Origin of the sequence: Mucilaginibacter sp. PAMB04168 (assembly GCF_039634365.2) — a bacterium.
Lineage (GTDB): Bacteria > Bacteroidota > Bacteroidia > Sphingobacteriales > Sphingobacteriaceae > Mucilaginibacter.
In genome coordinates this window covers 3169114-3195164 of the sequence record NZ_CP155079.2, presented here as the reverse complement: position 1 = coordinate 3195164, position 26051 = coordinate 3169114, and the positions used below count along the sequence as shown (strand labels likewise).

Here is a 26051-nt window from a genome sequence, read left to right as displayed (position 1 = left end):
CGAAAAAGAGAGGTAAGTAAAAAGACAGAATCCTGCTACGCACATGTATTTCTTAAGATTAGAAGAAAAAAGAAGAAACCCAGAAAAGAAAAGCCATATCAGTACTATATAGGTAATATATAGAGTGGCTGTAACCATTAAACAAAGTCTCGTAGCTCAGTTTGGTTAGAGCACTACACTGATAATGTAGGGGTCAGCAGTTCAAATCTGCTCGAGACTACTACAAAGGGAAATCTTTTATGGGGAATTAGCTCAGCTGGCTAGAGCACCTGCCTTGCACGCAGGGGGTCAACGGTTCGAATCCGTTATTCTCCACACAGATGTGATAAGCAAATGAGCAATCATCTGCCTATCTAATTCGAAAGTTCTTTGACATATTGGAAGAAGTAATTGTAAAACTGAGAAAACAACAGTGAAGGACGTTGTGAGTAAGAGTAGAAAGTACAAGGTAAAAAGTAAAAAGGCTTTCGGGTCTTGATACTGTATACTAACTACCGGATACTGCTAAAACAACTCTAAATAAAGCATACCATGCCGAGCAAAAGCGGCATGTGTAGAAGAAAGTAAGAAAGGGCACACGGGGGATGCCTTGGCTCTCAGAGGCGATGAAGGACGTGATAAGCTGCGATAAGCTACGGGGATTAGCAAATATGAATTGATCCGTAGATTTCCGAATGGGGAAACCTAATCCATTGAAGATGGATTGCAATAATGCGCAAACCTGCTGAACTGAAACATCTAAGTAAGCAGAGGAAGAGAAAACAATAGTGATTTCCTGAGTAGTGGCGAGCGAAAGGGAAACAGCCCAAACCCACCATGTTACGGCATAGTGGGGGTTGTAGGACTACGATGTGGTATATTAAACTGAAGCGGAAGGGCATGGGAAGGCCCGCCATAGAGCATGAGAGCTGCGTACGCGTAAGGAATAATAACCTAGTAGAATCCTGAGTACTGCGGGGTCGGAGACGCCCTGTAGGAATCTGCCGGCACCATCCGGTAAGGCTAAATACTACTGAGAGACCGATAGTGAACCAGTACCGTGAGGGAAAGGTGAAAAGAACCCCGAACAGGGGAGTGAAATAGAACCTGAAACCGTGTGCTTACAAGCGGTCGGAGCAGACTTGTTCTGTGACGGCGTGCCTTTTGCATAATGAGCCTACGAGTTACTCTTCTCTGGCAAGGTTAAGTGTTTAAGACACGAAGCCGAAGCGAAAGCGAGTCTGAATAGGGCGTGCAGTCAGAGGAGGTAGACGCGAAACCTTGTGATCTACCCATGGACAGGTTGAAGGTGCCGTAACAGGTACTGGAGGACCGAACCGATAAACGTTGAAAAGTTTCCGGATGATTTGTGGGTAGGGGTGAAAGGCTAATCAAACTGGGAAATAGCTCGTACTCCCCGAAATGTTTTTAGGAACAGCGTGGCGGTAAAGTTATACAGAGGTAGAGCTACTGATTGGGTGCGGGGGAGTCAAATCCTACCAAATCCAGACAAACTCCGAATGCTGAATAATATACGCTGCAGTGAGGCTCTGGGTGCTAAGGTCCAGGGCCGAGAGGGAAAGAACCCAGACCATCAGCTAAGGTCCCCAAATTACTATTAAGTTGAACTAACGAGGTCCGACTGCACAGACAGCTAGGATGTTGGCTTGGAAGCAGCCATTCATTTAAAGAGTGCGTAACAGCTCACTAGTCGAGCGGTCGGGCATGGATAATAAACGGGCATTAAATAGTATACCGAAGCTATGGATTGTATATTTATATACACTGGTAGGGGAGCATTCTATCGCCGGCGAAGCATGACACGACAAGTGCATGTGGAGGTTATAGAAAAGCAAATGTAGGCATAAGTAACGATAAGGCGGGAGAGAAACCCGCCCACCGAAAGACTAAGGTTTCCTGATCAACGCTAATCGGATCAGGGTTAGTCGGGGCCTAAGGATAATCCGAGTGGAGATTCCGATGGACAACTGGTTAATATTCCAGTACTTTTGATAACTGCGATGCAGTGACGGAGTAGTGACACATCCGCGTTCTGACGGAATAGAACGTTAAAGGCCGTAGGTATAGGCGATGTAGTAAAGTACGCATTGTTTGCTGAAAGCTGATAGTACACAAAGCCTTCGGGTGGCGTGATAGTGATGGTAATCAGACTTCCAAGAAAACCTGCTAAGCTTCAGGTTATCAAAACCCGTACCGTAAACCGACACAGGTAGTCGAGGAGAGAATCCTAAGGTGCTCGAGTGATTCATGGCTAAGGAACTCGGCAAAATGGCCCTGTAACTTCGGGAGAAGGGGCGCTGTCAGCAATGGCAGCCGCAGTGAAAAGGCCCAGGCGACTGTTTAACAAAAACACATGGCTTTGCAAAATCGAAAGATGACGTATAAGGCCTGACACCTGCCCGGTGCCGGAAGGTTAAGAGGGGATGTTAGTCGCAAGGCGAAGCATTGAATCGAAGCCCCGGTAAACGGCGGCCGTAACTATAACGGTCCTAAGGTAGCGAAATTCCTTGTCGGGTAAGTTCCGACCTGCACGAATGGTGTAACGATCTGGGCGCTGTCTCAGCCATGAGCTCGGTGAAATTGTGGTATCGGTGAAGACGCCGGTTACCCGCAACGGGACGGAAAGACCCCATGCACCTTCACTACAACTTAACATTGATATCGGATACAGGATGTGTAGGATAGGTGGGAGACTGTGATCCGGCTTCGCTAGGAGTCGGTTAGTCAACGTTGAAATACCACCCTTTCTGTATTTGGTGTCTAACTCTGCACGGCAGAGGACATTGTTTGGCGGGTAGTTTGACTGGGGTGGTCGCCTCCAAAAAGGTAACGGAGGCTTTCAAAGGTAAGCTCAGTACGCTTGGTAACCGTACGTGGAGTGCAATAGCATAAGCTTGCTTGACTGTGAGGCAGACAAGCCGAGCAGGGTCGAAAGACGGATATAGTGATCCGGTGGTTCTGCATGGAAGGGCCATCGCTCAAAGGATAAAAGGTACGCTGGGGATAACAGGCTGATCTCCCCCAAGAGCTCATATCGACGGGGAGGTTTGGCACCTCGATGTCGGCTCGTCACATCCTGGGGCTGGAGAAGGTCCCAAGGGTTCGGCTGTTCGCCGATTAAAGTGGCACGCGAGCTGGGTTCAGAACGTCGCGAGACAGTTCGGTCCCTATCTGTTGTGGGCGTTGGAAGTTTGAGTGGGGCTGACCTTAGTACGAGAGGACCGGGTTGGACTAACCTCTAGTGAATCTGTTATGGCGCCAGCTGTACTGCAGAGTAGCTACGTTGGGAATAGATAAGCGCTGAAAGCATCTAAGTGCGAAACTAGCCACAAGATGAGACTTCCATTGAGGGTCGTAGTAGACTACTACGTTGATAGGTTACAGGTGTAAAGGTGGTGACATCATAGCCGAGTAATACTAATTGCCCGAAGCTTTCTTCGTCAACAGATAAGTGGTGTGATCTTTCCGGTCACACCACACCATCAAAAACAACATGTGCTGTTGTTTACTCAGAACTAACATTACTTCTTTCAATTATTGTCATTGTTTAAGGTAGTCCGTTTAATAAAGGGCTGCTAAAAAACATTAAAAATATTCAGGTGCCTATATCGGCGGTGTCCACCTCTTCCCATTCCGAACAGAGAAGTTAAGCCCGCCAGAGCCAATGGTACTGCAGTAAAATGTGGGAGAGTAGGTCGGCGCCAAACCTTTTCAGTTAACCCCCTGTAACTAATCATTACAGGGGTTTTCTGCTTTTATAACCCGCCTAACACGCCTCGCTGATTGTTTCAAAACAGCCTCCACTCAACTTATTCCCCGCTTACACCATAGCTTCCCAGCCTTCCAGGCAGCATGTTCAACCCTATAGATTGTCTGCAGTACAGCAGCACGGAGATAAGGGCAAACGGATATAGTCAATCACTGCGTTGTGGACTTAACTTAATGGAGCTAAGCTTAATGATACGTTCCGCTGTTTAAACTTTTGTGGTGAAACGCTAAAAAATAAAACTGTTCGCGAACAATCATTAAAGCCTACAATTTAAAGGCACTATCATTCAAACTCTTCAACTACCTAAACTTTTTTCCGGCACAGGCCCCCGACCTTTGCTTTATGGAAAACATCAAAAGTATCGAAGAAACCATTCTCACTTACACGAGTGCATGGAATGAGACCAAACATGAAGCCATCCTGGAGAAGATCAGCAAGTGCTGGGCGCCGGAGGGCACTTATACTGATCGCTTAACGGATACCATTGCCGGACCAAACGCGATCACCGACCTGATCATTAGTTCGTACAGACAGATGGGGCCAAGAAAGTTTCAGGTACTGACTGAGCCGCAAATACATCATCAAAGCGGCCGATTCCGTTGGCTGGCCATCCGTCCCGAAGGATACCCGGTTGAGGGTATGGATTACTTTGAATTTGATAGCGAGAACCGCATTACCCGCATCGTAGGCTTTTTTTAAACAGGAGATCATGATTATCACATTACCGAATACTGAACCGGGCCAAGGGCCTGTGTTGATGCTGAACATGATCAGGTTTAAGGATAAGAAGGTCTACTTTGAACAGTATATACCGGCATTTAACCAAGTGGTGCAGCAACTGGGTATTGAAGGTGTTAACGTAAAGTTGGTGAGCGAGGTCGTCGCCAATATTATGGCCGACCAAGACGAGCAATGGGACGAAATAGTATTGGTGGAATATCCCAGTGCTGAAGCATTCGTAACTATTGCGCAGAGCGAAATCTATCACCAGATAGCTAACCCGCTTCGTGAGGCTGGAACAGCGGAGTTGAAATTGTTCATGACGAGCAAAACTGACTTTTAAGAATTATACTTGCTACATGTCTGAGTTGATCCTGTCCAACTTTGCTTTACATATAGCACTTGCACCTGATGAACAGGAGCAAGTGCTTGCCTTATTGCAAATTAAGAAAGTGGCCAAACGCAGCATCATGCTGCGCCCCGGCGAGATCGAACGGCATATCTATTTTGTTAACGAGGGTTGCCTGCGCATGTACCATACCGATAAGGATGGGCAGGAACATAACCTTTGCTTTTACCCCGAAAATTGGTGGGCTTGCGATATTGTAAGTTTTTTTAAAGCGAAACGGGCCACCAACTCCATCCAGGCATTGGAAGATACGGAAGTGTGTTACTTTAGCTTGCCTGCACTCGAACGATTATTCACCGAGGTGCCCAGGTTCGAGCGTTTTTTCCGCATCCTCACGCAAAATGGATTTGATATGTTCCAGCGGCGGGTTACTTCAAACCTGTCAAAAACCGCCGAGCAGCGTTACCGCGAATTCCGCAGGCATTACCCGGGACTCGAACAGCGCATATCCCAAAAGCATATTGCTAGTTACCTCGGCATAACCGCGGCGTTCCTAAGTATGATGCGCAAAGAAAAAGATTTGTGACTTAAACCTGTTGACTTGCAAATAACCGCTTTGAATTTAGTTTAGCTGGTCATGCCGGAACTGTACGGGCGAAACACTGGTGCGCTGTTTAAATAATTTATTAAATGACTGTGGATGCTCAAATCCTAATTGGTAAGCGATTTCTGCTGTGGTCAAATTGGTTTGATTCAATAATACTTTTGCTTTCTCAATCAGCGCCAAATGAATATGCTGCTGGGGGGTTTTACCGGTGAGTGTTTTAAGCATATCTGAAAGGTAGCGCTGTGACACATTCAAATGCGCTGCGATATCCTGTGGTGAAGGTAGACCGTTGATCAACGGATCTGTACCGTTAAAATGTTCGTTCAACCAAATGTTCATGCGGCCGATCAGGTCATGGTGCATGTTCTTCCGCGTCAGAAACTGTCGGTTATAGAAACGGTCACTATGGTTGAGCAACAATTCGAGTTGTGATACTAGTACATTCTCGCTGTACTGATCAACAGAGTTATCCAGTTCAATTGCGATAGCCTTGAAAAGCGTTTCCATAATCTGCTTTTCTTTCTCAGACAGGAACAATGCCTCAGCTACTGCATAATCAAAGAATCCATAGTTGTGAATACCGTTTGCCAGTGAATGACCGTCTAACATTCCAGGATGAAAATATAACGCGTAACCCTCATAGTCCTCGGGATTGGCAGTCATTTGTACAACTTGGCCCGGTGCTAAGAAAGCCATGCCACCTTCTTTAAAATCATAGGTGCCCGGCCCGTATTTAACACTACCATGAAAATCTTTTTTGAAAGTGATCTTGTAAAAGTCGAGCATGAACCAGCTGCCGGCGTCACGCAGGTCAATCTTTACCTGATCATAGTTGACTAGGGTCATCATCGGATGTGCAGGCGGATTTAAACTCAGCCTGCGCATCAGGTCGCTTATGTTGTTAAATTTTAACGGCTTGTCCATTCAGGCTTTGTATTTTGTCATCTTAGCAATCACTATAAAGATACTGGTTTAACCTTGAACGGACGGGCGGATAACAATATCACTTATGTCAACATTGTCTGGTTGCTTAATGGCGTAGGCTATGGCATTTGCAACGGCTTCGGCAGGGATGGCCATCTGATCTGCATTCTGCTGAATGGTGTCCCTAATTTCCTCGTTCTTTATGTTACTCGCAAATTCGGTAGCCACATAACCCGGCGAGATACCGGTTACCCGCCAGCGGCCCTGCGATTCCTGGCGTAATGCTTCGGTAATAGTACGTACCGCATTTTTGGTACCGGCGTAAACGCCCATGGTGGGTACAATGCTGATACCAGCGGTTGAGATCACATTGATGATGTGTCCGGTACCCTGTCCCTTAAAAATGGGCAATGCCGCAGCGATACCATACAAGGTGCCTTTTAAGTTAACGTCGATCATTTGTTCCCAGCCTTCCACATCCAGGTCTTCCATCTTGTATAATTGGCTGATCCCTGCATTGTTAATCATGACATCAAGCCTGCCAAACTTCTCTACAGCTAATGCCGTCAGTTTAACGAGATCTTTACGGTTGGTCACGTCTATTTCCAAAAAGGCAGCTTTACCGCCGTTTTGGTCAATAATTTCAACAATCGTTTTAAGCCGGTCTGCCCGGCGAGCGCCCAAAACTAATTTTGCACCCTGGGCGGCCAATAACTCTGCAGTTGCTTTGCCTATACCGCTGCTGGCGCCGGTTATTGCGATTACTTTATTCTGAATTCCGTTGTTCATAAGCATCTTATATAAAGCAAATTTCAAAAAACGGATAGAGCTTCGTGTAGCCGAAATTGCCAGATGTGTAGTCGTTTTGGTGAAGTGCGCAAAGATTTACCTTTTATGGTAATGATGTTGATGAACTCCTCGTTTTTCATTTAGGTTACAAATGTCCTTGATTTGGTTACAGTGTGGCCACAATGAATACCCACCTTTGCTTATATCTTATTCATTTCTTCTTATGGAAAATCAAACAACATCAACAGAACAACCCGTTGCACTGGTAACGGGGGCCAACCAGGGTGTGGGCAACGAGATTGCAAAAGCGCTAGTTGCTAATGGTTATGTGGTTTACCTGGGTTCCCGTAAATTGGAGAACGGTGAAAAGGCAGCCGCCGAAATAGGCGAGAATGCGAAAGCAATTCAACTGGACGTTACGGATCAGCAAACTATCAATGCAGCAGTGGAACGTATCGAAAAGGAATATGGCCGGCTGGACCTGCTGGTCAATAACGCTGGTATCGCGCATGCTGGTGAGCCCGGCCGTACGGTGGAAGAGGTTATGGCATCCGGTAGGGCAGTTAATGTGTCATTAGATGAAGTGCGCACCGTGTGGGAAACTAACGTGTTCGGCGTTATCGCCGTTACCCAGGCTGCTTTGCCTTTGTTGCGCAAGTCATCAGCGGCACGCATCGTTAATGTATCAAGCGGGCTAGGTTCATTGACCTGGATATCTGACCCGGCATGTTGGGCAAGAGAGAATTTCGGCATTGTCTATGCCGCCTCCAAGACCGCCCTGAATGCTGTTACGCTGGCTTTTGCCTTGGAGTTGGAAAAAGAAGGCATCAAGGTGAACGCTACCAGCCCCGGCTATACAGCTACCGCGTTAAATAATTTTCAGGGTACGGACAGTTTGGAAGTTGGCTCACGTGAACCGATACGGGTAGCCCTGCAAACAGACGGCCCTACCGGCAGCTTTACCGGCCCTGAAGGTCCGTTGCCTTGGTAGTACTGCTTAAGGGTAGCGCGTAAACGTACATCTATCTACTTTAAATATGACCGGTAGCTGAAATAGGCTCCGGTCGTATTTTATTATCTTACAGCATGAAAAACAACACATCAAAAGTTGTTAAACTGAAATCGATCACTGAGATACACCGTATGCTCGACATTCCGGGACCGGCTCATCCCTTAATTACTCTGCTAGATACCAGGGAAGAGCAGATTAACCTGAGCCGGCTGCCAGTAAGCTACGTAACTACGCTTTACAAGATTTCTTTTGTAAATAAGTTAGGCGGTAAATTCAGGTATGGACAGGGCTATTATGACTTTGATGAAGGAAGCATGGTTTTCACTGCTCCTAATCAAGTTGTAGGTAGTACGGCGATTTACAAGGGAAACGAGGGCTATTCACTAATCTTACATCAGGATTTTCTGCAGGGCTATCCGCTTGCCTCAAAGATTAAACAATATGGATTCTTCTCTTACTCCTCGAATGAAGCCCTGCACCTCTCGGAGCAGGAAAGAACTACGGTGTCGGCAATCTTTACAATCATTCAGGAAGAACTGAACAGTCGCATAGATGATTACAGCCATGAAGTGGTAATTGCGCAGATCGAGTTGCTGTTAAGCTATGCCAAGCGGTTTTACAAGCGTCAGTTCCTTACGCGGCAGGCAGCCACCAGCAACCTGCTCCAGCAGGTAGAACACAAACTCGATACTTACTTCAAGGAAGGCGGGCCCGTTAATCACGGTGTGCCAACTGTACAACAACTGGCTGAGCAGTTAAACTATACGCCAAACTATTTAAGTGATATGCTCCGTTCGCTCACCGGTTTGAACGCACAGCAGCATATTCATGAAAAGTTGATCGAGCGGTCAAAAGAATTGCTGACTACTACCAACCTCACTGTAAGTGAAGTGGCCTTTCAGTTAGGCTTTGAGCATTCCCAATCTTTTAGCAGGTTGTTCAAGATAAAAACACTGGTATCACCTTTGCAGTTCAGATCATCTTTTAATTAATCATTTAAGATTTTCGTTCGAAGGTACTCTGTAACGACTTAATTACCGGTGCTGGCTTAAACGAACATTAGTGTTTTTAATGAAAAGTGTTTTTACCGTTGTACCGAACAGTGAGTGGTTTAATAATGGCACATTACGCAGGCGGCTTTTGATTGTTCATTTAACTGCATTAATTCGGACGCCAGCTTTTTATTTACGCTTTGATAGTGAATTACGAGCGAATTAATACCGCAAAGCACATGGTGGAGTTGAAAGCTAAGGCTGGGGTAGGCAGTTAAACCTATCTGGAAATATTGCTGTAATAAGGATTTGCCATTGATCTTGCCGTTGCTGTCAAAACCGAGCTGGATAATCATCGGAGAATAAAATTCAACATCATCGGCATAGTGTTCCATGATCTGATCAATGTTATGACTGTTCCAGGCGCCTATCCATTGCCTGGCAAACTCATTTGCCTGTTGCTGTGTCATCGTTTTGCTTTCCATCGCTTAGTATCTCGTCTGTAAAATGTTGCCGTCTTTTTGGCTTACTGAATTTATCGGTGTTATAGCCTACCGATTTACCCCTTGGTATCGACAATGAAGTCCATTGGCCGGCAAGCTTTTTTCCGATGAAAACGATTTGACCAATATGATATGGATAATGTGCAAGTTGCCGGTTAATGGCTTCCAGTACGGAGTGGCCCTGGTTACGGATGTAAATAATTTTTTCCAGATCGCCGGGTTGTAATGCGTAAAGTGCATCCAGGAGCGTTTGCCACCCCTCGTTCCAGCAATTCAGCATGTCACTTCGTGATATCATGTCATTGTTAAACTCTGCGTCGCGATTGCGCCACGGTTTCTCACCGTCTGTGGTCAAAAGGTCCGTCCACCGGCTTAGCATATTTCCCGATAGGTGCTTAACGATAACAGCAATGCTGTTACTTTCCACATTGGCCTGCCAAAACAGTTGATCATCGGTCAACTGCTCAAATGTTTTTTCACCAAGCATTTTGTAATATTCAAACTGCTTAATGGCGCTTTGCAGGTATTCATTGTTCATATATAAGTATTTTAAAAAAGCAATTTAGTTTTTTTACGGCTATAGCTAAAGTGAAAAAGGTGCTGATGAACTGTCGAAGTTGCTTCAGCGATTTAAAATTGACTTAAGCGCTGTGAGCTCACCCAGCGTGCGGGTGATGTTCACCTTGTTTTCAAGACCACCTGAAAGCGCAATGGCTGCAACTTCCACGTTTAAACTTTCTATTTCGGTTGGCCGTTTATTACGGATATCCTGCAAAGTTGAAATAATCTGTCCGTCAGCAGCGCGGCTTACCAATAGAAAGGCCGCTCTCACTTCTTCAATCTTGAGTTCTATTCCTGAATGGGCACTTACTTCAATACACTCTTTAATGATGCGGTCTGCTATCTGCATGGCCGCCGGCTCCCGATGAAAAACACCGTTATCCGTCTCCAGCAAAGGACAAACAGAATTAAAAATGCAGTTAATGATGACTTTTTGCCAAACAAACTTGTTAATCTGAGCTTCGAACCGAAAAGGAAACCACGATGTATGCAGACGCTCCACGATATGAGCACTAAGATCCTGGTTGCCTGCAACTATCCCTATCGGACAAGCAGCTACCGGCCGGAAGCGTAGTTCGCTCTCGCCTTCAAATTGGCTGGTTACCATTAATATACAGCGATATAATTGGGTAAACCCTTTGTTTACGAAAGCACGTTCAACGTTCAGGCCGTTTTGAAGTAAGATCACCGGTGCATTCAGGGCGAAATTCGCCAGCTTTCGGGCGATCATTTCATTCACGAACGATTTACTACACACTATGAAGATGCCGTGGGCCATATCAAGCGAACTGAACGTTTTAATCGTCACATTGGCAAACAATCTACCGTTATTAGGAAGGTTCAATCTGATAGTTTCCGTTTTGTCTGGCTCGCCGTCTACACTGGTTCTAATTAATACGGCATCTTTCCCGGCGTTCAGCAGGCATACAGCAAGTGCTTTACCTATTGCACCGGATCCTACGATATGTATACGCCCGGCCATCCTATTTTTTACAGTAAATGATCAGCGATGCTTTTGCAATTGCCGCCTTATTTAACATAAAGCCAGTTAGTGCAGCCGTAGCATTTGATGGTGCAGCCAGCTTATTGGTGTTTAACGCATAAACGGTTATCAGATACCGATGTGGTGTATCACCATCGGGACAAGGGCCCTGGTAACCGGGTGCACCAGTATCGTTTTGGCTTTGCAGACTACCGGTGGGGGATACTTTCAGGTCAGGGCTACCGGCACCTTGCTTTAACTGGTTAACCGAAGCAGGTATGTTGATGACCACCCAATGCCAGAACCCGCTGCCCGTAGGTGCGTCGGGATCATACATGGTAACGGCAAAGCTTTTGGTTCCGGCCGGCGCGTTGAACCAGTGTAGTTCCGGAGAACGGTTAGCACCGTTACAACCAAAATTGCCCGCCACAAATTCGTTTGTGAACTGCCCGCCAAGATCTTTACTGGCCAGTGTAAATGTTTGTGCAAAAAGACTGCTATAAATGGCAACCGAGAAAATGAAAGCCATGATTTTTTTCATGGCTCAAATATCGGCGCTAATGGTACCGACCGGTTATTGCGAAAAGTTCAAAGCTTTTTGCAAAAAGTTCAGATTACGACGAGCTGCGGTAATGCGATGGTGTAACCCCAAACTTCTTTTTGAATGCTGTAGTAAAGTTAGATAAATGCTGGTATCCATAGTCCAGGTAAAGTTCGCTTGCTAATCTTCCTTTTAATAGTTCCTTGCCTGCAATTTCCAATTTACGATCACGGATGTACTGCTGCGGCGGCAAGCCGTACGTTTTTATGAAATCGCGCCTAAAGGATGAAAGACTACGGTTTGCGAGGAAGGCAAGTTCGTCAATACTAAGTTCTTTGAACAAGTTTTGTTCGATGAGGTCCATTAGCGACAAATTATGCTGATCATTAAACAGGGAAGTGAGCAGTTCGGGATGAAGATCATATAAAGCGGTCAGCAATTCGTGGACTTTAATACTACCTAATTCTGAAGAAAGTTTTCGACCTATGGTAATCAGTGCCTTCAGGCTTCGTATATATTCATCAATATAACTATCGACGTCAAAATGTATGTAAGGGACAAGATTTGTTTTGCGGTTGTTCTTTTGTTGCCGGGACGATATGAACTCTTTACCCAACGTGGCCGGAAAAAATATAATGATACTGTTATAGGGTTCATTTGAATCGCTGTGTTCGGCTATAATAGAATGCCCTTCAGGTATCAGCATTCCCTGTCCTGATTTTAAAATGGTGCTTCCCTCCGCACGGTAAATTTGCTTTTGCCCGTTTTGGACAAAACTGAAGGCATACTGCTTAAAAAGCACACGGTTTCTGAACGGACCGCCCATATCCTTGTAATCTACAAATCGCACCTCACCAGCGGTAATTTGCGGTTGGTTTATGGTAACGTCAGGCACCTGAAAAATTTCCATATGGTTACGTACAGACAAGATTTTACTTAGAACGGCAAAATAATAAAAACAGTCATTACCATTAGATTTGTAAGCCAATTAATGCAACAATAGCTACAATACTGGCTACGCTTATAGTGCAACTTCCATAAGTGAAACGATTAAAACTCCTTATCTCCAAATTCGCTGTTCGGCAGCTTTGCTTTTCCGGTAAATTTGTTAAGATTCAAGCTGAAATTAAGCAGGAATACGTTCGTTTCGTAAATGTAGTTGGTTGTAGTATAAAAGTCGCGTCTCCTGGTGGTGATGCGCTGTTTGTTTGAGGTATTCCAGCCCAGATCCATATTCTGCCATTGAAGCGTGGCAGCGAAACGGCCGTTTAGGAACGTTTTTTTAAGGGACGTATTGGGCACCAAGAACCGTGAATCTTCACCTTGGGCCGTTGCCCTGCGCGATAGATAATTAACATTACCTTGCAGGTTCCAGGCGGCACCGAGCTTAAAGTTAGTGTTGGCGTTAACAGAATACACCCAATTAGCATTGGAGACGTAAGAGCTTACACCAACTATGTTAAGCGTACCATTAATCTTATAATTATAAACGTTGCTGCCCAAGTATAAGCTCCACCATTTTAGCGGTTGCACATTGGTTCCAATCTTCAACCCGATAGATCTTGCCCGATCTGCATTAGTAAGCACACGGTTCAGAATGGTATCGGCATATACGCTGTTTACCCGCTGGATAGGATTTTTGATGTTTTGATAATACAGCGTTGTAAAGAATGAACCTTTAGTGAATGTTCTGATTAGCCCCAATTCCGCCAGGTCTACAAACTCTGGCTTCAGGTCCGGGTCACCTTGTTCAAGGGTTTCCGAGTGTTCGCGTTCAGGTATGTGGTTCAGCTCAAAGTTAGTAGGGTAACCGCTTCCCAGCTTACCCTTACCTATGGTGTCAACCCGTCCAACATAATGCCCTTAACGGAAGCGTTCTGCCCAAACAGTGCTGATGTGGATAGTATGCAAATAATGCAATTAATAGTGTACCCCTTATGACGGTAGTGACAGAAATTTACTTGATGCGGCAGCATGCCCGAGAACTTTAAGCGAAAACTGGAAACTACCAGCTTTTTAAAAACCTACGCGTAGCACTTCACTACTGTGAAAGGAAGTAGTTTTAATTAATTAAAAGGCGTAAAGTGGAACAGGCGTCTATTATCCGTCATGACTTCTTTCAAGTTATCACGATCGTGTTCCGTCACCACCTAAAAGCAGCTGATTGGGTGGAACGCCGTACTTCTTTTTGAAAATAAATGAAAAATGAGATAAATCTTCAAAGCCAACTTCAAGATAAACCTCGGTAGGTTTCCTCTTCTTTTCAGTTAGATGATAGTACGCGAGCTCGAGCCTTTTTTCAGTTAGCCATTTTTGCGGTGTTGTGTTAAAAAGCTTTTTGAAATCTCGGTTAAAGGTTGATAAGCTGCGCCCGGTAAGATAGCCCAATTTTTCGAGCGACATGTTGAACATGAAGTTGCGCTGCATAAAACTAATGAGGTCAACCTTGCCTGGCACGTCGAAATTGGCCAGTACGCTGTCAACCCCCGGATCTATCATCCGCAGGATGCTGATAGCTTCGGTGATCTTTAACGAGGCCAGGCTCTCAGGAAATGCACCTTTCACATCAAAATAAGGGATTAACGAGGCGAGGCAGCTTTTCAATAAGGGATGGTTACTGAAGCTGTATATCTTTTGTTCAGGCTGTGACGCCTTTTTAACGTCGGCATGTTCATAGAATTTCTTCAACCGTTCGGTGGAAAGATGCATTACCACCGTTTTATGCGGCTGTCCGTTTTTCGGATAATTGATGATGGTTGCCAGCTGGTTTCTCGGGATTAGAAAAATATCTCCAGTCTTAAAAAAGAAGGTGGTGTCCCATTGAATGATCTTTGTTTCACCGGAAATGAACCAAACGAGCATATGATCATCAAACATCAGGTCTGATTTAAACAGCGTGTCTTCATATGACGAAAGCTTAATCTCTTGGGTAAGGTATCTGGATATATGTTCCATTTTGATAAAGTTATCAAATCAAGATTAAATTACCTTAAAGTCGATGCCCGTCATTTCACGGCTGAGGTCCCAAAGCCTCTTGGCATTGCTTTCATCCAGCGAGTAAGGCTGCACGCCTCTTGTCCCTAAACCATTATTTTGACCGAAGTTTCCGAGGTCTAATTCGGCGATGTCGCAGTCCTCGCAATACACCCCACCAATGTTATCCAGTAAAGGACTGGTAGCACACCACACCGTAGTGGCGGCACCTTGCTGAATGGTTTTTAATCTGGCCAGAATTTCAGGACGCATGTTGCCAAGTTCGTCAAAGAAGCCCATTTGCTTATATAATTCCATATCAGCATCCCTGGCCAGTTCTGTGCCTGCAATAGAACCAGGATGCAGGGAATATGCTCTGACATTGAATGATCTGGCGCGATTGTCCAATTCAAGCGCAAACAGATTGCTAGCTGTTTTTGATTGTCCGTACCCCAAAAGTGTCTGGTATTCTCTGTGCTCGAAATTAGGGTCATCAAAATGGAAAGGGGCCATCTGGTGACCGTAAGAAGATACATTGACTACTCTTGCACCATTGGCCTTCTTCAGCGCCGGCCATAGCCTTGCCACAAGTTGGTATTGTCCCAAATAATTTGTCGCCAGTTGTGATTCAATGCCGCGGCTGTCTCTTTGTAAAGGCACCCACATTATTCCGGCGTTATTAATAAGCAGGTGCAGCAGTCTGCCAGAAGCAAGGAATTTTTCAGCAAATGCGTCGATGGTATCAGGATTGATCAAATCCATTGCCTCTATTTCTACATTTGGAATACCACGCAAATTTTTCCTGGCTTTTTCTGTATCCCTTGCCGGTACGATCACGGTTGCGCCCGCTTCTGCAAGTACCCTTGTCGTTTCTAGACCAATGCCTGTATTGCCGCCTGTTACGATGGCTATCCTGCCGTTAAGGTCAATGCCATTGATCACTTCGCTTGCTGTCGTTGTTCCGTTAAATCCCGATTCTATCGGTTTCTGTAATAAGCCCTGATAATTATTCTTTTCCATTTTATTATGATTAAATGTATGGAACAAATGTAGGCGGATCGGAAAAGGCGGATTTTGTTTAGACGGTCAATTTACTTTGTTGAGAGCGTCAAATGACTAAGTACTACGGAAATTTAATAGAGAAAGTGCAATCATCAATCAAAAAAGTATTCTATTCCTTTACCCCGTCAATGAAATATTTAGCGATCATATTATGTGTCTACATGACCGTGCTCATGAGCTACAATTTAGAAAATTTGCCTTTTGCTGTTGCATAGGTCGTAGTACACGGCCGATTATCAAACAAAACCTATTGATCAGTTTGGGATGGAAGCGGTACTCATGCGCTTAACTAGCTAGATTCAGGCTTGCCATTACATATTGTCCTAAAAAATACGACCACTCATCATTTTATCGGACCGTTCAACATAATTCCCTAACAGGTGACGCCCGATTCGAGCATATTTGGCTCAAATATTAAAATAAATGAAAAAAATACTATCAACCTGCCTCGTAATTTTCGGTGCAATGTTTACACATGCGCAAACCATTACCGGCACCTGGTACGGTACGTTAAAAATACCTGGTTCGCCGCTTCATGTGGTCTTTCATATTAAGCAGAATGGTGGCGGGTTTTCAACCACAATGGATAGCCCAGATCAGGGAGCGTCTGGGATAGCTACCGACAAAACATCACTAATTGAAAACCAACTCACCATTGAAGCTCTTAAGTTTGCAATGAGTTACACCGGCCGGTTTAAGGCAGATAGCAATAAGATAACCGGCACTTTCACACAAGGGGCATCAAGCTTTCCGTTGGAATTAACAACAAGCAAGCCTGTCGACAATAAGGCCGCACCTGCCAGGCGTCCGCAGGACCCTGAATTATTTCCTTACCGCCAGGAAGAAGTTACTTTTAAAAATCAAAAAGCCGGAAACGTTCTAGCCGGAACGTTGACCCTGCCCCCGGGCGCTAAGCCCAAAAAGGTAGTGATCCTCATCAGTGGCTCCGGTCCGCAGGACCGCAATGAGGAAGTAGCACAGTTTAATCATCGTCCCTTCCTGGTTTGGAGCGATTGGCTGACCAGGAAAGGTATCGCGGTATTGCGATACGATGACAGGGGCATTGGGAAATCAACCGGCAGGTTTAATTTAGCTACCAGCGCGGATTTTGCGGATGATGTTGAAGCGGCCATTGCCTATTTGCAGTCCAGGCCCGACCTTAAAGGCACCGCTATAGGTTTAATGGGGCATAGCGAGGGGGGGATGATTGCGCCCATGGTTGCAGCGCGCAATCCGGTGGTAAAATTTGTGGTTTTACTGGCAGCGCCGGGTGTACCCATCACTGAGCTCATGGTGCAACAAAGCAAGGACCAGATGCGCTTATCAAGCGCTCCCGACAATGTCATTAAACAATCAATATCCAGCAATACAAAATTATTTGCGGCGATGAACCGATATAAGAATCTTCCTGATGCTGCGTTCAAAATTAAAATGGACACGGTGATCTACCAACAATTACGGGCCACACCCAAAGATGCGCTTGGTGGCCAAAGCATAGAAGAAATTGTAAAAAGAACAGCTAGCCAGCTATATGCGCCGTGGTTCCGCTATTTTATATCCTACCGCCCAGCCAGCAACCTGGAAAAACTGCGTTGCCCGGTACTGGCGCTCAACGGGACACTGGATATGCAGGTGCAAAGTGCTGCAAATCTCGCCGGCATTAAAGCTGCGCTGACAAAAGGTGGGAACAAACACTTTGAAATAGTACCTTTAGCCGGCTTAAATCATCTTTTGCAGCAGGCTACCACCGGTGCCGGAAGCGAATATGCTCAGATCGATGAAACAGTTAACCTGTCTGCATTGACCAAGGCGAGCGACTGGATAAATCAAGTGAAATGATCAAACACAAACGATCCTGGTTCTGGCCGGTTCAAATTACCTCCTGGTTACTCGTAGGTTTTTTAAACTGGCTCGTCCAGTATTCCAGCGGGTCGTTCAGTAACTTAAATTTGTATCTGAACCTAGCTGGCATGTGTGCCGGCGGTTTCCTGGTAACCAGCCTTTACCGTGTATATTTTAAAAAACGCAAAGCAAACCTCGAGATAGATGCTCCCAAGCTGATTGCTTTTTTATTTGCATCGGCTTTTGTGCAGGCATTAGGGTGGCTCTTCATTCTCATCCTGATGATGCTGGCTTTCCTTGGGCAAAGGACAATTGCCATAGCACCGATCTTGTTTCAGATTGTTCCGCTGATGGGCATCATGTTGGCCTGGGATTCGGTTTATCTCGGTTATTACCTCATCAGGCGTTATCATTCAACGGAAGTGGAGAAGTGGCAACTGGAGGCTGAAGTGCGGCAAGCGCAGCTTGGAACGTTAAGGGCGCAGATTAATCCCCATTTTTTGTTTAATGCGCTGAACAACATACGGGCCCTGATCCTTGAAGATCCGCACCTAGCCAGGCAAACCCTCACCCGGTTTTCGGAGATTTTCAGACATGCTCTTCAGCACACAGACGGCCGGGAGATAAGTTTAACCGAAGAAGTAAATATACTTACCCAGTATCTTGAACTGATTAAAATACAGTACGAAGAAAGGTTAACCTATGAAATTCAAGTAGATGAAGATTGCCTGGGAGAGTCAATCCCTCCCATGATATTGCAATTATTAGTTGAAAACGCTATCAAACATGGCATTGCTTTGCAAAGCAGGGGAGGCCACATCCTGATTGATGTTCGCCATGAAAATGATGAGCTTATACTGGTTATAAAAAACACGGGTACCCTGATCGAAAGAAACCGGTTGGAAGAAAATCTCGGTATCGGTTTGCAGAATATAAAAGAACGGCTTCGGCTGCTCTACGCAGAAAATGCAACATTGCACATTGAAGAGCTGCCACCTAATGTTGTGGTCACTATAAAAATTCAAAAATGATTAAAGCAGTCATTGTAGAAGATTCAAGGTTAGCCCGTATAGAGATCAAAGAATTGCTGCGGGCGCATAATGATGTCCTGTTGGTTGGGGAAGCTGATTCGGCCGACAAAGCTTTAGAGTTGATCCGGCTGGTGAAGCCAGACCTGGTTTTTCTCGATATCCATCTGCCGGGCGCAAGCGGCTTCGAAATCCTCGAAAGGCTTGAACATTTACCGGCGGTGATCTTCACTACTGCGTTCGAGCACTATGCTTTTCAGTCTTATGATTACCATGCTATTGATTATTTGTTAAAGCCCATTGTTCCGGAGCGACTGGCAAGGGCTATACGGAAAGCGTGCACGCATTTTGGCGTCAACACCACTTCTCCGGCAGGGGATGACTTACAGCACCGCATCTTTATTAAGGATCAGCACAAAACCTGGCTGGTGCCACTAGGTAATGTACGTTTGTTTGAATCAAAAGGAAACTATGTCCAGGTTTTCTTCGATGATCAAAACCCGCTTATGCTGCGGTCGCTCCAGCAACTCGAAGATACCCTTGATCCGAAACAATTCATGCGGATAAACCGTCAGCAAATCATCAACCTGAAGCATATCTTGAAAGTGGGCCGGACCTTTGGCAACCGGCTTAAGGTGACACTCAGCGATGGGGCCACAGCTGAGGTGTCACGAAGACAGGTTGCTAAATTTAGGGAGAGGGTTGAACTGGATAAAAATTAACGCTTTGCACGGAAATGAAATATGAACTCTTAGCAGAAAATTCACTTTGAGAAATTAGTAGACAGCCTTGAATGGCTTTCCTTTAGATCCGCTGAAATATTTTATGGCGTAAGTCTCCAAAATTTCCCATCAGGTTTTAATCCGTAAATGGTTATTGAGCTTTTACCTGCGGGTCTGTGATATTAAGCCATTCAATATTTGCTGACTTCGATCGACCTGCTCGTTGCTTGCAATTGTACTTCAATATCAGTAAAAGCAATACTGTATCATGGCTGTGTTCAAGACGTTTGTTCATCGTTCAACCGGCATGTACAATAATAGTTTCTGCTGTATCAGGTCTATAATCTTCCTTGTAACAAAAAGATAGCGTCGGAAACATCATCTTTATTATCGATAATGAACTATCCGTTTTCATCAACAAAATCTGCCGGCGACCGTACTTAACCACAACATTTTTACGGAACATATCTTTCCTTGTCATAACGTAACCTTAATATTCACACTTGCATTAGCTATTATCTTTGTATTTTTAAAGGCAAACCATACGCACATTGATCTTCAGCTTTAACGCTACACCGGATTTCGACTTCATGATCTACTTCGCGCGGCACATCGGCGCAACAGTAGAGAATGACCTGATGCTTATTCCTGCACAATTAGGGGATGGATCTATCCGCAAACTTTCGTTTGGGCCAGAATTTAAAATCACCCAGCACCATTATGTGCTGAAAGAGGACCTGATCATCAAGCGCAATGCTTCGGGTCAGGGAAATGAATTGATCACAATTTTCTTTTATAGTAACGAACAACCGCTGGGTATCAGTTATGGTACCGATCCACATATTCAGTTCTCCGAGCGGGACGAATCGGCGATTCAGGTCACCTCCAACGATCTGAATTCTACCATTCGCTTTCCGGCAGGTTATATGATCCATTACATGGTCATTGCTGTTTCTCCGGCATACTTGAAAAGCCTGCTCGCCTTAAAGGAGCAGAACACTACTATTGAAACCATTACAGGCAGTGGAAATTCGTTTCTTTTCCTGGAAAAGATGACGGCAGAGATCCGCCTGCTACAAAAGAATTTAGGTGCAGTGGATATAAGTAATAGTTTAAGCCAATTTTATATGCACGTTAAGGTGCAGGAGCTGCTCTACCTGTTATTTGAAAGATTATCAAAACGCGAAAGCATACCGCACAAGAACATCAACAGCGCCGATGCTGCCAGGTTGCTGCATATCCGAAATGAGGTGTTAAGTGACCTAAGCACGCCACCTGTACTGTCTGAACTAGCCGGGATCGCCGCCATGAGTGAAACTAAGCTAAAACAGCTCTTTAAACAGGCCTTTGGCGATACCATCTATAATTATTTTCAACAGGCGCGCATGGAGGAAGCGGCTTTCTTGCTTAAACAGGGCAAGCGCTCGGTTGCCGAAGTTGGTTACGAGTTAGGTTTTACCAATCTCAGTCATTTCAGCCGCTTGTTTGAAAGGTATTACGGCCTAAAGCCGAAAAGATACGGTTCTACCGGATAGGACTGTTTTTATGTCTTCTGCTGCTATTATGAGGCGGCAGTTAGCGGCAACTTTGTAGTGTAAACAAACACACTGCAAAATGAAAAAGTTATTCAAGCCTTATAACAAAGGCGCCTTACAATTAAAGAACCATGTGGTGATGGCACCCATGACCCGTAGCCGTGCCATCAATAACATTCCCAATCAATTAATGGCTACTTACTATAAGCAGCGGTCTGGTGCCGGACTTATAGTTACTGAAGGTACATCACCCAGCCCCGAGGGTTTAGGCTATCCCCGCATTCCGGGAATTTTTAACGATGCCCAGGTGGAAGGTTGGAAACTGGTGACCGAAGCCGTGCACGAAGGCGGTTCTAAAATATTTTTGCAACTGATGCATACCGGCAGAATAGCTCATAGCTCTAATTTGCCAGAGGGACATCATGTGGTGGGTTTGTCAACGGTTAAAGCAACAGGCGAAATTTATACCGATACCGGTATGTTGGAGTACTCCGCCCCAACAGCCCTGGATAAAGAAGGTATTGGCCGTATAATAAACGACCATGTGAAAGCAGCTGAAAATGCCATAGCGGCAGGTTTTGATGGTGTGGAATTACACGGCGCGCATGGCTATCTATTGGAGCAATCTTTAAATCCGCACATCAATAACCGGACGGATAATTATAGCGGATCCACAGAGAACCGCAGCCGCCTTACATTGGAGATTGTACAAAAAATAGTAGCTTCTATTGGAGCAGATAAGGTCGGGCTGCGCATATCACCGTTTTTAACATCCAACGATATGCCTGCCTATGAAGAAGCCGAAGTACATGAAACTTACGTTCACCTAGCCCGGAAAGTAAACCAGTTGGGCATCGCATACCTGCACATTTCAAATAATCCAGGCATTCCGGAAAAAACACATCAGGATATCCGTAAGTCCTTCGCCAATACTATTATCTATTGCAATGGATTTACGGCAGAAACTGCTGAAGCCAAATTACAGGAAGAATCAGCAGATCTGGTCGCTTTTGGCAGAAGCTTTTTGGCCAATCCTGATTTTATGAGGAGGATCGAGAAAAACGCCCCCCTAAATGAGCCGGATTATAATACACTTTATACTCCCGGCGAAGAAGGCTACACGGATTATCCCGAATTAAATTAATTATCAACTACTAATAAAACATAAAAAATGAAAATTACAACCACAGGGTCATTAGGAAATGTAGCTCAACCATTAGTAAGAAAGCTGATCGCAGCCGGACACGAAGTAACCGTGATCAGCACCAAAGATGATCGTACAAGCGAAATTGAGGCTTTGGGGGCAAAGGCTGCGGTCGGCTCTATAAGCGATGAACTATTTTTGACTGAGGCCTTTAAAGGTGCAGACGCCGTATATACCATGATGCCGCCATCAATGGGGCCGGGTAACATGATAGAGAACATAGCTAAAGCGGGGCAGGCTTATGCAAATGCTATTAAAGCGGCAGGCGTAACGCGCGTGGTTATGCTGAGCAGCGTTGGCGCAGACGCTGCTCAGGGTACCGGCCCGGTACAAGGTGTACACCGTGTAGAGAGGATATTACAGGGTTTAGACGGCGTAAATGTAACTATTTTGAGGTCAGGATTTTTCTTCATTAACTTTTTGAGAGATATACCTTTGATCAAAAGCCAGGGCATCTTCGGTAACAATTATGACGGTGACGACCAGCTAGCCCTTACACATCCAGAGGATCTTTCGACAGCCCTTGCGGATGAGTTACAAGCTAAAGGAAACGGCTTTGAAGTGAAGTACGTGGTAAGTGATGTTTCGACGGGAGCAGAGATAGCACGAGTATTTGGTCAGGCTATCGGAAAACCTGAAATGGTTTGGACAAATATTCCTGATGAACAACTAAAACAGGGCATGCTTGCCGGAGGATTACCCGAGGAACTAGTGGGGCTAATTGTTGAAATGGGACAAGGTGTAAGGGCAGGTATAATCACCAGAGACTTTTTTGCCAGCGGTGCTAATGTGACCGGGCAGATCAAACTGGAAAAGTTTGCTGAAGAGTTCAAAGCTGCGTATTTACGCAATTAAATTCAGTTGATCTATATCAACAATGCATAGTGAAAGCAAATAATCTATTTGAAGCCTTAAGAGATAAATACGTTGGACGTTACCTGAAATATACAAAAACTGCTTACCGGGACCGCTTTATGTAGAACACAAGGCAGATTATTTTCCAGCACGTGCCCAATGGTTCCTGCAACTTGGCCTTCATTCAAAGGGCAGAGGGGCAAGGCGTTCAACTCCTGTGTCTTAATACGCTATTAAAGATAGATCATCATCGTTTATAAAGATAAACCGGCTTTCAATTAAGGATTGATTCTTGATTTCTATCAAAGAATCAATCCTTTATAACAGGCAAAAATCACTTGTACTCGATGACAAATTCTTCAACCGGATTGCGTACTTTTTTCATCGGTGCTAACCAATCCGTTTCATCACGGTATCCTAAATATAATAAGGTTACACTTTTTAACCCTAACGATTTAAGGTCAAGCAATTCATCAACCAGGGCATTGTCAAAACCTTCTGCAGGAGTGCTGTCAATCTTTAGTTCGGCAGCTTGCGCAATGGCCATTGAAAACCCGATGTATGACTGCCGGGCAGTGTGCACAAAGTTCTCCTCCGGAGTTTCGTTCAGATAAATATTTTTGATCTTATCTGTATAGCTGTTAAATCTTCCACGCGGCAGCCCTCTTTCGTCGGTAATGCGATCGTAAATAGTATCTATACGCTCAGCGGTATACCTATCCCAGGCAGCAAAAACCAGCACATGCGAACAATCTACCATTGCCTCTTGGTTAAGCGAACTTGGCGCAAGTTTTTCCTTGATCTCCTGGCTTGAAACTACCAGCACCCGAAACTGCTGCAAGCCCGAAGAAGTAGGTGCCAACCGTGCGGCTTCTACAATTTTGTCTATATCTTCCTGGCTTACTTTTTTACTAGGATCGTATTTCTTAGTGGCATATCGCCACTTTAAATCTTCTATTAATGACATTAGATAACAATTTTATAAACAACGGGCCTAAGTAATTTTAAGCCCGCTGTTGGATTTTTAAATATTGGTAACCGCTAATTTTACCTCGATATTACCACGGGTGGCATTTGAGTATGGGCACACCTGATGTGCTTTGGTTACCAATTCATTCGCCTTGTCCAGATCGATATCCTTAATGTTTACATCTAGTTCAACAGCTAAACCGAAACCTCCGGCATCATTTTGCCCTATACTTACTTTAGCGGTTACGGTGGTGCCACCTGTGGAAACCTTCTCCTGTTTGATCACCAAATTCAATGCACTATCAAAACAGGCGGCATAACCTGCAGCGAACAATTGTTCGGGATTAGTATAGTCATCATTGGCGCCGCCAAGTGCTTTAGGCATTCTAACCTCCAGGTCTAATACGCCGTTACTGCTTTTTACATGGCCATTACGGCCTCCGGTAGCGGTTGCATCCGCGGTATATAACGTTTTCATTTTTTGTAATTTTTACAGTTGATAATTATTTTAAACGGGTGATCATTTTTTCGGCAACACTTTCAGACGAGGCCGGATTTTGCCCGGTAATCAATAAACCGTCTTCAACCACATATATGCCCCAGTCATCAACCTTGCTATAGTTAGCGCCTAAATTTTGCAGTTCAGTTTCAACTAAAAAGGGCACCACATCGGTTAATTTAACCGCAGCTTCTTCTGTGTTTGAAAATCCGGTTACTTTTTTGCCTTTTACAAACGATTCGCCATTGTCAAACTTTACGTTCTTGAACGCGCCCGGCGCATGGCAAACCGCGCCTACTAATTTGCCGCTATTGTAAAAATCCAAAATCAGTTGTGCTGATCTTGGGTCGTTAGCCAGATCCCAAAGCGGACCGTGGCCGCCTGGATAAAAAACGGCATCAAAATCAGACGCGTTCACATCAGTAAGCTTGTGGGTGTGGGCAATAACATCCTGCACTTTGGCATCATCATAATAGCGTTTAGTAGCATCGGTTTGTGCTGAGGGTGCTTCGCTGTTAGGGTCAATAGGTGCCTGCCCGCCTTTAGGTGTGGCAACTACTACCTCGTAACCTGCATCAGTAAACTTATAATATGGCGCGGCAAATTCTTCAACCCAAAAACCTGTTTTGTGGCCTGTATTGCCCAATTCATCGTGTGAGGTAACTACAAATAAAATTTTCATTGTTTAGTTTTTTAATGATATAACTATTAATTTTTCTTTTTGAGCGCATTGGTACTCCAAAGCGCCCACAGGATAAGGACAGGCTGAAAAAACAATCGTATTAACCTTGCCTTATCGGTATCAAGGCCAAATGCATCAACTTTATTAATGTACTGTGAAATGTTGCCCGGGAAGATCAGCACAAAGAACACGGCGGCAATTATGCCCACCCATTTTTTGTTTTTAACCATAAAAATGAGCGCCAGGCCCAAACTAATTTCTACTATTCCTGATAGGATAACGGTCAGATCTGGATTAACAGGAAGCCATTTGGGCACCTGTGCTAAAAATTCAGAGCGGTTGAAAGTAAGATGGCTTACACCGGCGAAGGTTAGAAAAGCACCCAGTAAGATCCGGGCAACATTTTGAGTTTTGGAGGTATGCATTTATTTACTTAAAACTTTATTTAAAAGTGCTTTTAGTTGCAGAAGTTCATCGATAGACATATTGGTACATTTAAGCAACTCCAATGGGATGTGCTTCGCTCTTTCTTTCAGTTGAATACCTGAGGTGGTCAAAGAGATCATAACGATACGCTCGTCTTGTTTACTTCTAATCCTGCTTACTATTCCCTTTTGTTCCATCCTTTTTAAAAGCGGCGTAAGCGTTCCGGTGTCCAAGTATAGCTTTTCGCCCAGTTGATTTACGGTTTGCTGCTTATGTTCCCATAGTACCATTAATACCAGATATTGTGGGTAGGTAATATCTAGCTCAGCCAGCAAGGGCCTGTATAAATTGGTCAGATTTCTTGAAAACGCATATGCCGGAAAACAGATCTGATTTTCGAGTTTAAGTAAATCTTCCATGCTTCTTAAACGTCGCTTCTAAATAAATGTTTTGCACAATATAATTTTGTCCAATATATTCAGCTCAAAGTAATTTGCTACGGGTA

26 protein-coding genes, 2 tRNA genes and 2 rRNA genes are annotated in these 26051 nt (G+C 44.7%); 15 read left to right on the top strand and 15 right to left on the bottom strand.

The features are described 5' to 3' along the window. Window positions 1-145 precede the first annotated feature (145 nt). The 7 genes from ABDD94_RS13550 (at window position 146) to ABDD94_RS13520 (ending at window position 5424) form a co-directional block, all read left to right on the top strand. A tRNA-Ile gene (locus ABDD94_RS13550) sits at window positions 146-220 on the top strand. A 21-nt stretch (window positions 221-241) separates the two neighbouring features. Beyond that, a tRNA-Ala gene (locus ABDD94_RS13545) sits at window positions 242-315 on the top strand. Between the two features lie 242 nt (window positions 316-557). Continuing rightward, window positions 558-3440: ribosomal RNA gene (locus tag ABDD94_RS13540) — 23S ribosomal RNA — on the top strand. A 155-nt stretch (window positions 3441-3595) separates the two neighbouring features. Beyond that, a 5S ribosomal RNA gene (gene rrf, locus ABDD94_RS13535) occupies window positions 3596-3707 on the top strand. A 404-nt stretch (window positions 3708-4111) separates the two neighbouring features. Further along, window positions 4112-4468, top strand: coding sequence for an isomerase (locus tag ABDD94_RS13530; RefSeq protein WP_345952698.1), 357 nt, complete (start codon window positions 4112-4114; stop codon window positions 4466-4468). Window positions 4469-4478: 10 nt separating this feature from the next. Further along, entirely contained in the window at window positions 4479-4832 is a 354-nt protein-coding gene (locus tag ABDD94_RS13525) for a DUF1330 domain-containing protein (protein ID WP_345952697.1), read from the top strand. Between the two features lie 16 nt (window positions 4833-4848). Continuing rightward, window positions 4849-5424 (top strand): Crp/Fnr family transcriptional regulator, encoded by a 576-nt coding sequence (locus ABDD94_RS13520; RefSeq protein WP_345952696.1) that lies wholly within the window; start codon window positions 4849-4851, stop codon window positions 5422-5424. A gap of 36 nt (window positions 5425-5460) precedes the next feature. Here the strand turns inward: ABDD94_RS13520 and ABDD94_RS13515 are convergent, their stop codons facing one another. Next, window positions 5461-6369 carry an AraC family transcriptional regulator gene (locus tag ABDD94_RS13515; RefSeq protein WP_345952695.1) on the bottom strand — a complete coding sequence of 303 codons (909 nt, stop codon included), beginning with the start codon at window positions 6367-6369 and terminating at the stop codon, window positions 5461-5463. Window positions 6370-6417: 48 nt separating this feature from the next. Continuing rightward, the gene (locus ABDD94_RS13510; RefSeq protein ID WP_345952694.1) at window positions 6418-7158 is read right to left on the bottom strand and encodes an SDR family oxidoreductase; all 741 of its coding nucleotides are present in this window, start codon (window positions 7156-7158) and stop codon (window positions 6418-6420) included. Window positions 7159-7381: 223 nt separating this feature from the next. Between ABDD94_RS13510 and ABDD94_RS13505 the strand changes: the two genes are divergently transcribed. After that, on the top strand, window positions 7382-8149 hold the full coding sequence (locus ABDD94_RS13505; RefSeq protein WP_345952693.1) for an SDR family NAD(P)-dependent oxidoreductase: 768 nt from the start codon (window positions 7382-7384) through the stop codon (window positions 8147-8149). A 95-nt stretch (window positions 8150-8244) separates the two neighbouring features. Next, complete coding sequence (locus tag ABDD94_RS13500; protein WP_345952692.1) at window positions 8245-9162, top strand: helix-turn-helix transcriptional regulator; 918 nt, start codon at window positions 8245-8247, stop codon at window positions 9160-9162. A 119-nt stretch (window positions 9163-9281) separates the two neighbouring features. On the opposite strand, the gene ABDD94_RS13495 is transcribed toward ABDD94_RS13500, so the two are convergent. From ABDD94_RS13495 to ABDD94_RS13460, 8 genes are all read right to left on the bottom strand, one after another. Further along, window positions 9282-9632 (bottom strand): nuclear transport factor 2 family protein, encoded by a 351-nt coding sequence (locus ABDD94_RS13495; RefSeq protein ID WP_345952691.1) that lies wholly within the window; start codon window positions 9630-9632, stop codon window positions 9282-9284. Beyond that, on the bottom strand, window positions 9610-10203 hold the full coding sequence (locus ABDD94_RS13490) for a DUF1572 domain-containing protein (protein WP_345952690.1): 594 nt from the start codon (window positions 10201-10203) through the stop codon (window positions 9610-9612). Before ABDD94_RS13490 ends, ABDD94_RS13495 begins: the two co-directional genes overlap by 23 nt. Window positions 10204-10287: 84 nt before the next feature. Continuing rightward, window positions 10288-11208 (bottom strand): ketopantoate reductase C-terminal domain-containing protein, encoded by a 921-nt coding sequence (locus tag ABDD94_RS13485; RefSeq protein WP_345952689.1) that lies wholly within the window; start codon window positions 11206-11208, stop codon window positions 10288-10290. Between the two features lies 1 nt (window position 11209). Next, entirely contained in the window at window positions 11210-11749 is a 540-nt protein-coding gene (locus tag ABDD94_RS13480; protein WP_345952688.1) for a YbhB/YbcL family Raf kinase inhibitor-like protein, read from the bottom strand. Window positions 11750-11822: 73 nt separating this feature from the next. Next, complete coding sequence (locus ABDD94_RS13475) at window positions 11823-12659, bottom strand: AraC family transcriptional regulator (RefSeq protein WP_345952687.1); 837 nt, start codon at window positions 12657-12659, stop codon at window positions 11823-11825. A gap of 140 nt (window positions 12660-12799) precedes the next feature. After that, window positions 12800-13531 (bottom strand): TonB-dependent receptor, encoded by a 732-nt coding sequence (locus ABDD94_RS13470; protein WP_345955987.1) that lies wholly within the window; start codon window positions 13529-13531, stop codon window positions 12800-12802. Between the two features lie 345 nt (window positions 13532-13876). Then, entirely contained in the window at window positions 13877-14704 is an 828-nt protein-coding gene (locus ABDD94_RS13465; RefSeq protein WP_345952686.1) for an AraC family transcriptional regulator, read from the bottom strand. A gap of 24 nt (window positions 14705-14728) precedes the next feature. Next, on the bottom strand, window positions 14729-15742 hold the full coding sequence (locus tag ABDD94_RS13460; RefSeq protein WP_345952685.1) for an SDR family NAD(P)-dependent oxidoreductase: 1014 nt from the start codon (window positions 15740-15742) through the stop codon (window positions 14729-14731). 465 nt (window positions 15743-16207) lie between these two features. Between ABDD94_RS13460 and ABDD94_RS13455 the strand changes: the two genes are divergently transcribed. From ABDD94_RS13455 to ABDD94_RS13430, 6 genes are all read left to right on the top strand, one after another. Continuing rightward, complete coding sequence (locus tag ABDD94_RS13455) at window positions 16208-17623, top strand: alpha/beta hydrolase (protein ID WP_345952684.1); 1416 nt, start codon at window positions 16208-16210, stop codon at window positions 17621-17623. After that, window positions 17620-18657, top strand: a complete 1038-nt coding sequence (locus ABDD94_RS13450) for a histidine kinase (protein ID WP_345952683.1) — start codon at window positions 17620-17622, stop codon at window positions 18655-18657. The genes ABDD94_RS13455 and ABDD94_RS13450 overlap by 4 nt, the downstream gene beginning before the upstream one ends. Continuing rightward, window positions 18654-19376 (top strand): LytTR family DNA-binding domain-containing protein, encoded by a 723-nt coding sequence (locus ABDD94_RS13445; protein ID WP_345952682.1) that lies wholly within the window; start codon window positions 18654-18656, stop codon window positions 19374-19376. The genes ABDD94_RS13450 and ABDD94_RS13445 overlap by 4 nt, the downstream gene beginning before the upstream one ends. 551 nt (window positions 19377-19927) lie before the next feature. Further along, entirely contained in the window at window positions 19928-20911 is a 984-nt protein-coding gene (locus ABDD94_RS13440) for an AraC family transcriptional regulator (protein ID WP_345952681.1), read from the top strand. A gap of 79 nt (window positions 20912-20990) precedes the next feature. Then, window positions 20991-22055, top strand: coding sequence for an alkene reductase (locus ABDD94_RS13435; RefSeq protein ID WP_345952680.1), 1065 nt, complete (start codon window positions 20991-20993; stop codon window positions 22053-22055). Window positions 22056-22082: 27 nt separating this feature from the next. Beyond that, a complete protein-coding gene (locus ABDD94_RS13430) occupies window positions 22083-22970 on the top strand; it encodes an NAD(P)H-binding protein (RefSeq protein WP_345952679.1) in 888 nt (295 codons plus the stop codon). A gap of 334 nt (window positions 22971-23304) precedes the next feature. Here ABDD94_RS13430 and ABDD94_RS13425 read toward each other — a convergent pair whose 3' ends face one another. Genes ABDD94_RS13425 through ABDD94_RS13405 form a run of 5 tightly spaced genes read right to left on the bottom strand, consistent with a single transcriptional unit; the run spans window position 23305 to window position 25965 of the window. After that, a complete protein-coding gene (locus ABDD94_RS13425; RefSeq protein WP_345952678.1) occupies window positions 23305-23937 on the bottom strand; it encodes an NAD(P)H-dependent oxidoreductase in 633 nt (210 codons plus the stop codon). Between the two features lie 57 nt (window positions 23938-23994). Continuing rightward, on the bottom strand, window positions 23995-24417 hold the full coding sequence (locus ABDD94_RS13420) for an organic hydroperoxide resistance protein (RefSeq protein ID WP_345951575.1): 423 nt from the start codon (window positions 24415-24417) through the stop codon (window positions 23995-23997). 25 nt (window positions 24418-24442) lie between these two features. Next, window positions 24443-25120, bottom strand: a complete 678-nt coding sequence (locus tag ABDD94_RS13415; RefSeq protein ID WP_345952677.1) for a type 1 glutamine amidotransferase domain-containing protein — start codon at window positions 25118-25120, stop codon at window positions 24443-24445. 26 nt (window positions 25121-25146) lie between these two features. Further along, on the bottom strand, window positions 25147-25545 hold the full coding sequence (locus ABDD94_RS13410) for a DoxX family membrane protein (protein ID WP_345952676.1): 399 nt from the start codon (window positions 25543-25545) through the stop codon (window positions 25147-25149). Beyond that, on the bottom strand, window positions 25546-25965 hold the full coding sequence (locus ABDD94_RS13405) for a MarR family transcriptional regulator (RefSeq protein ID WP_345952675.1): 420 nt from the start codon (window positions 25963-25965) through the stop codon (window positions 25546-25548). It abuts the gene before it with no gap. Window positions 25966-26051 lie beyond the last annotated feature (86 nt).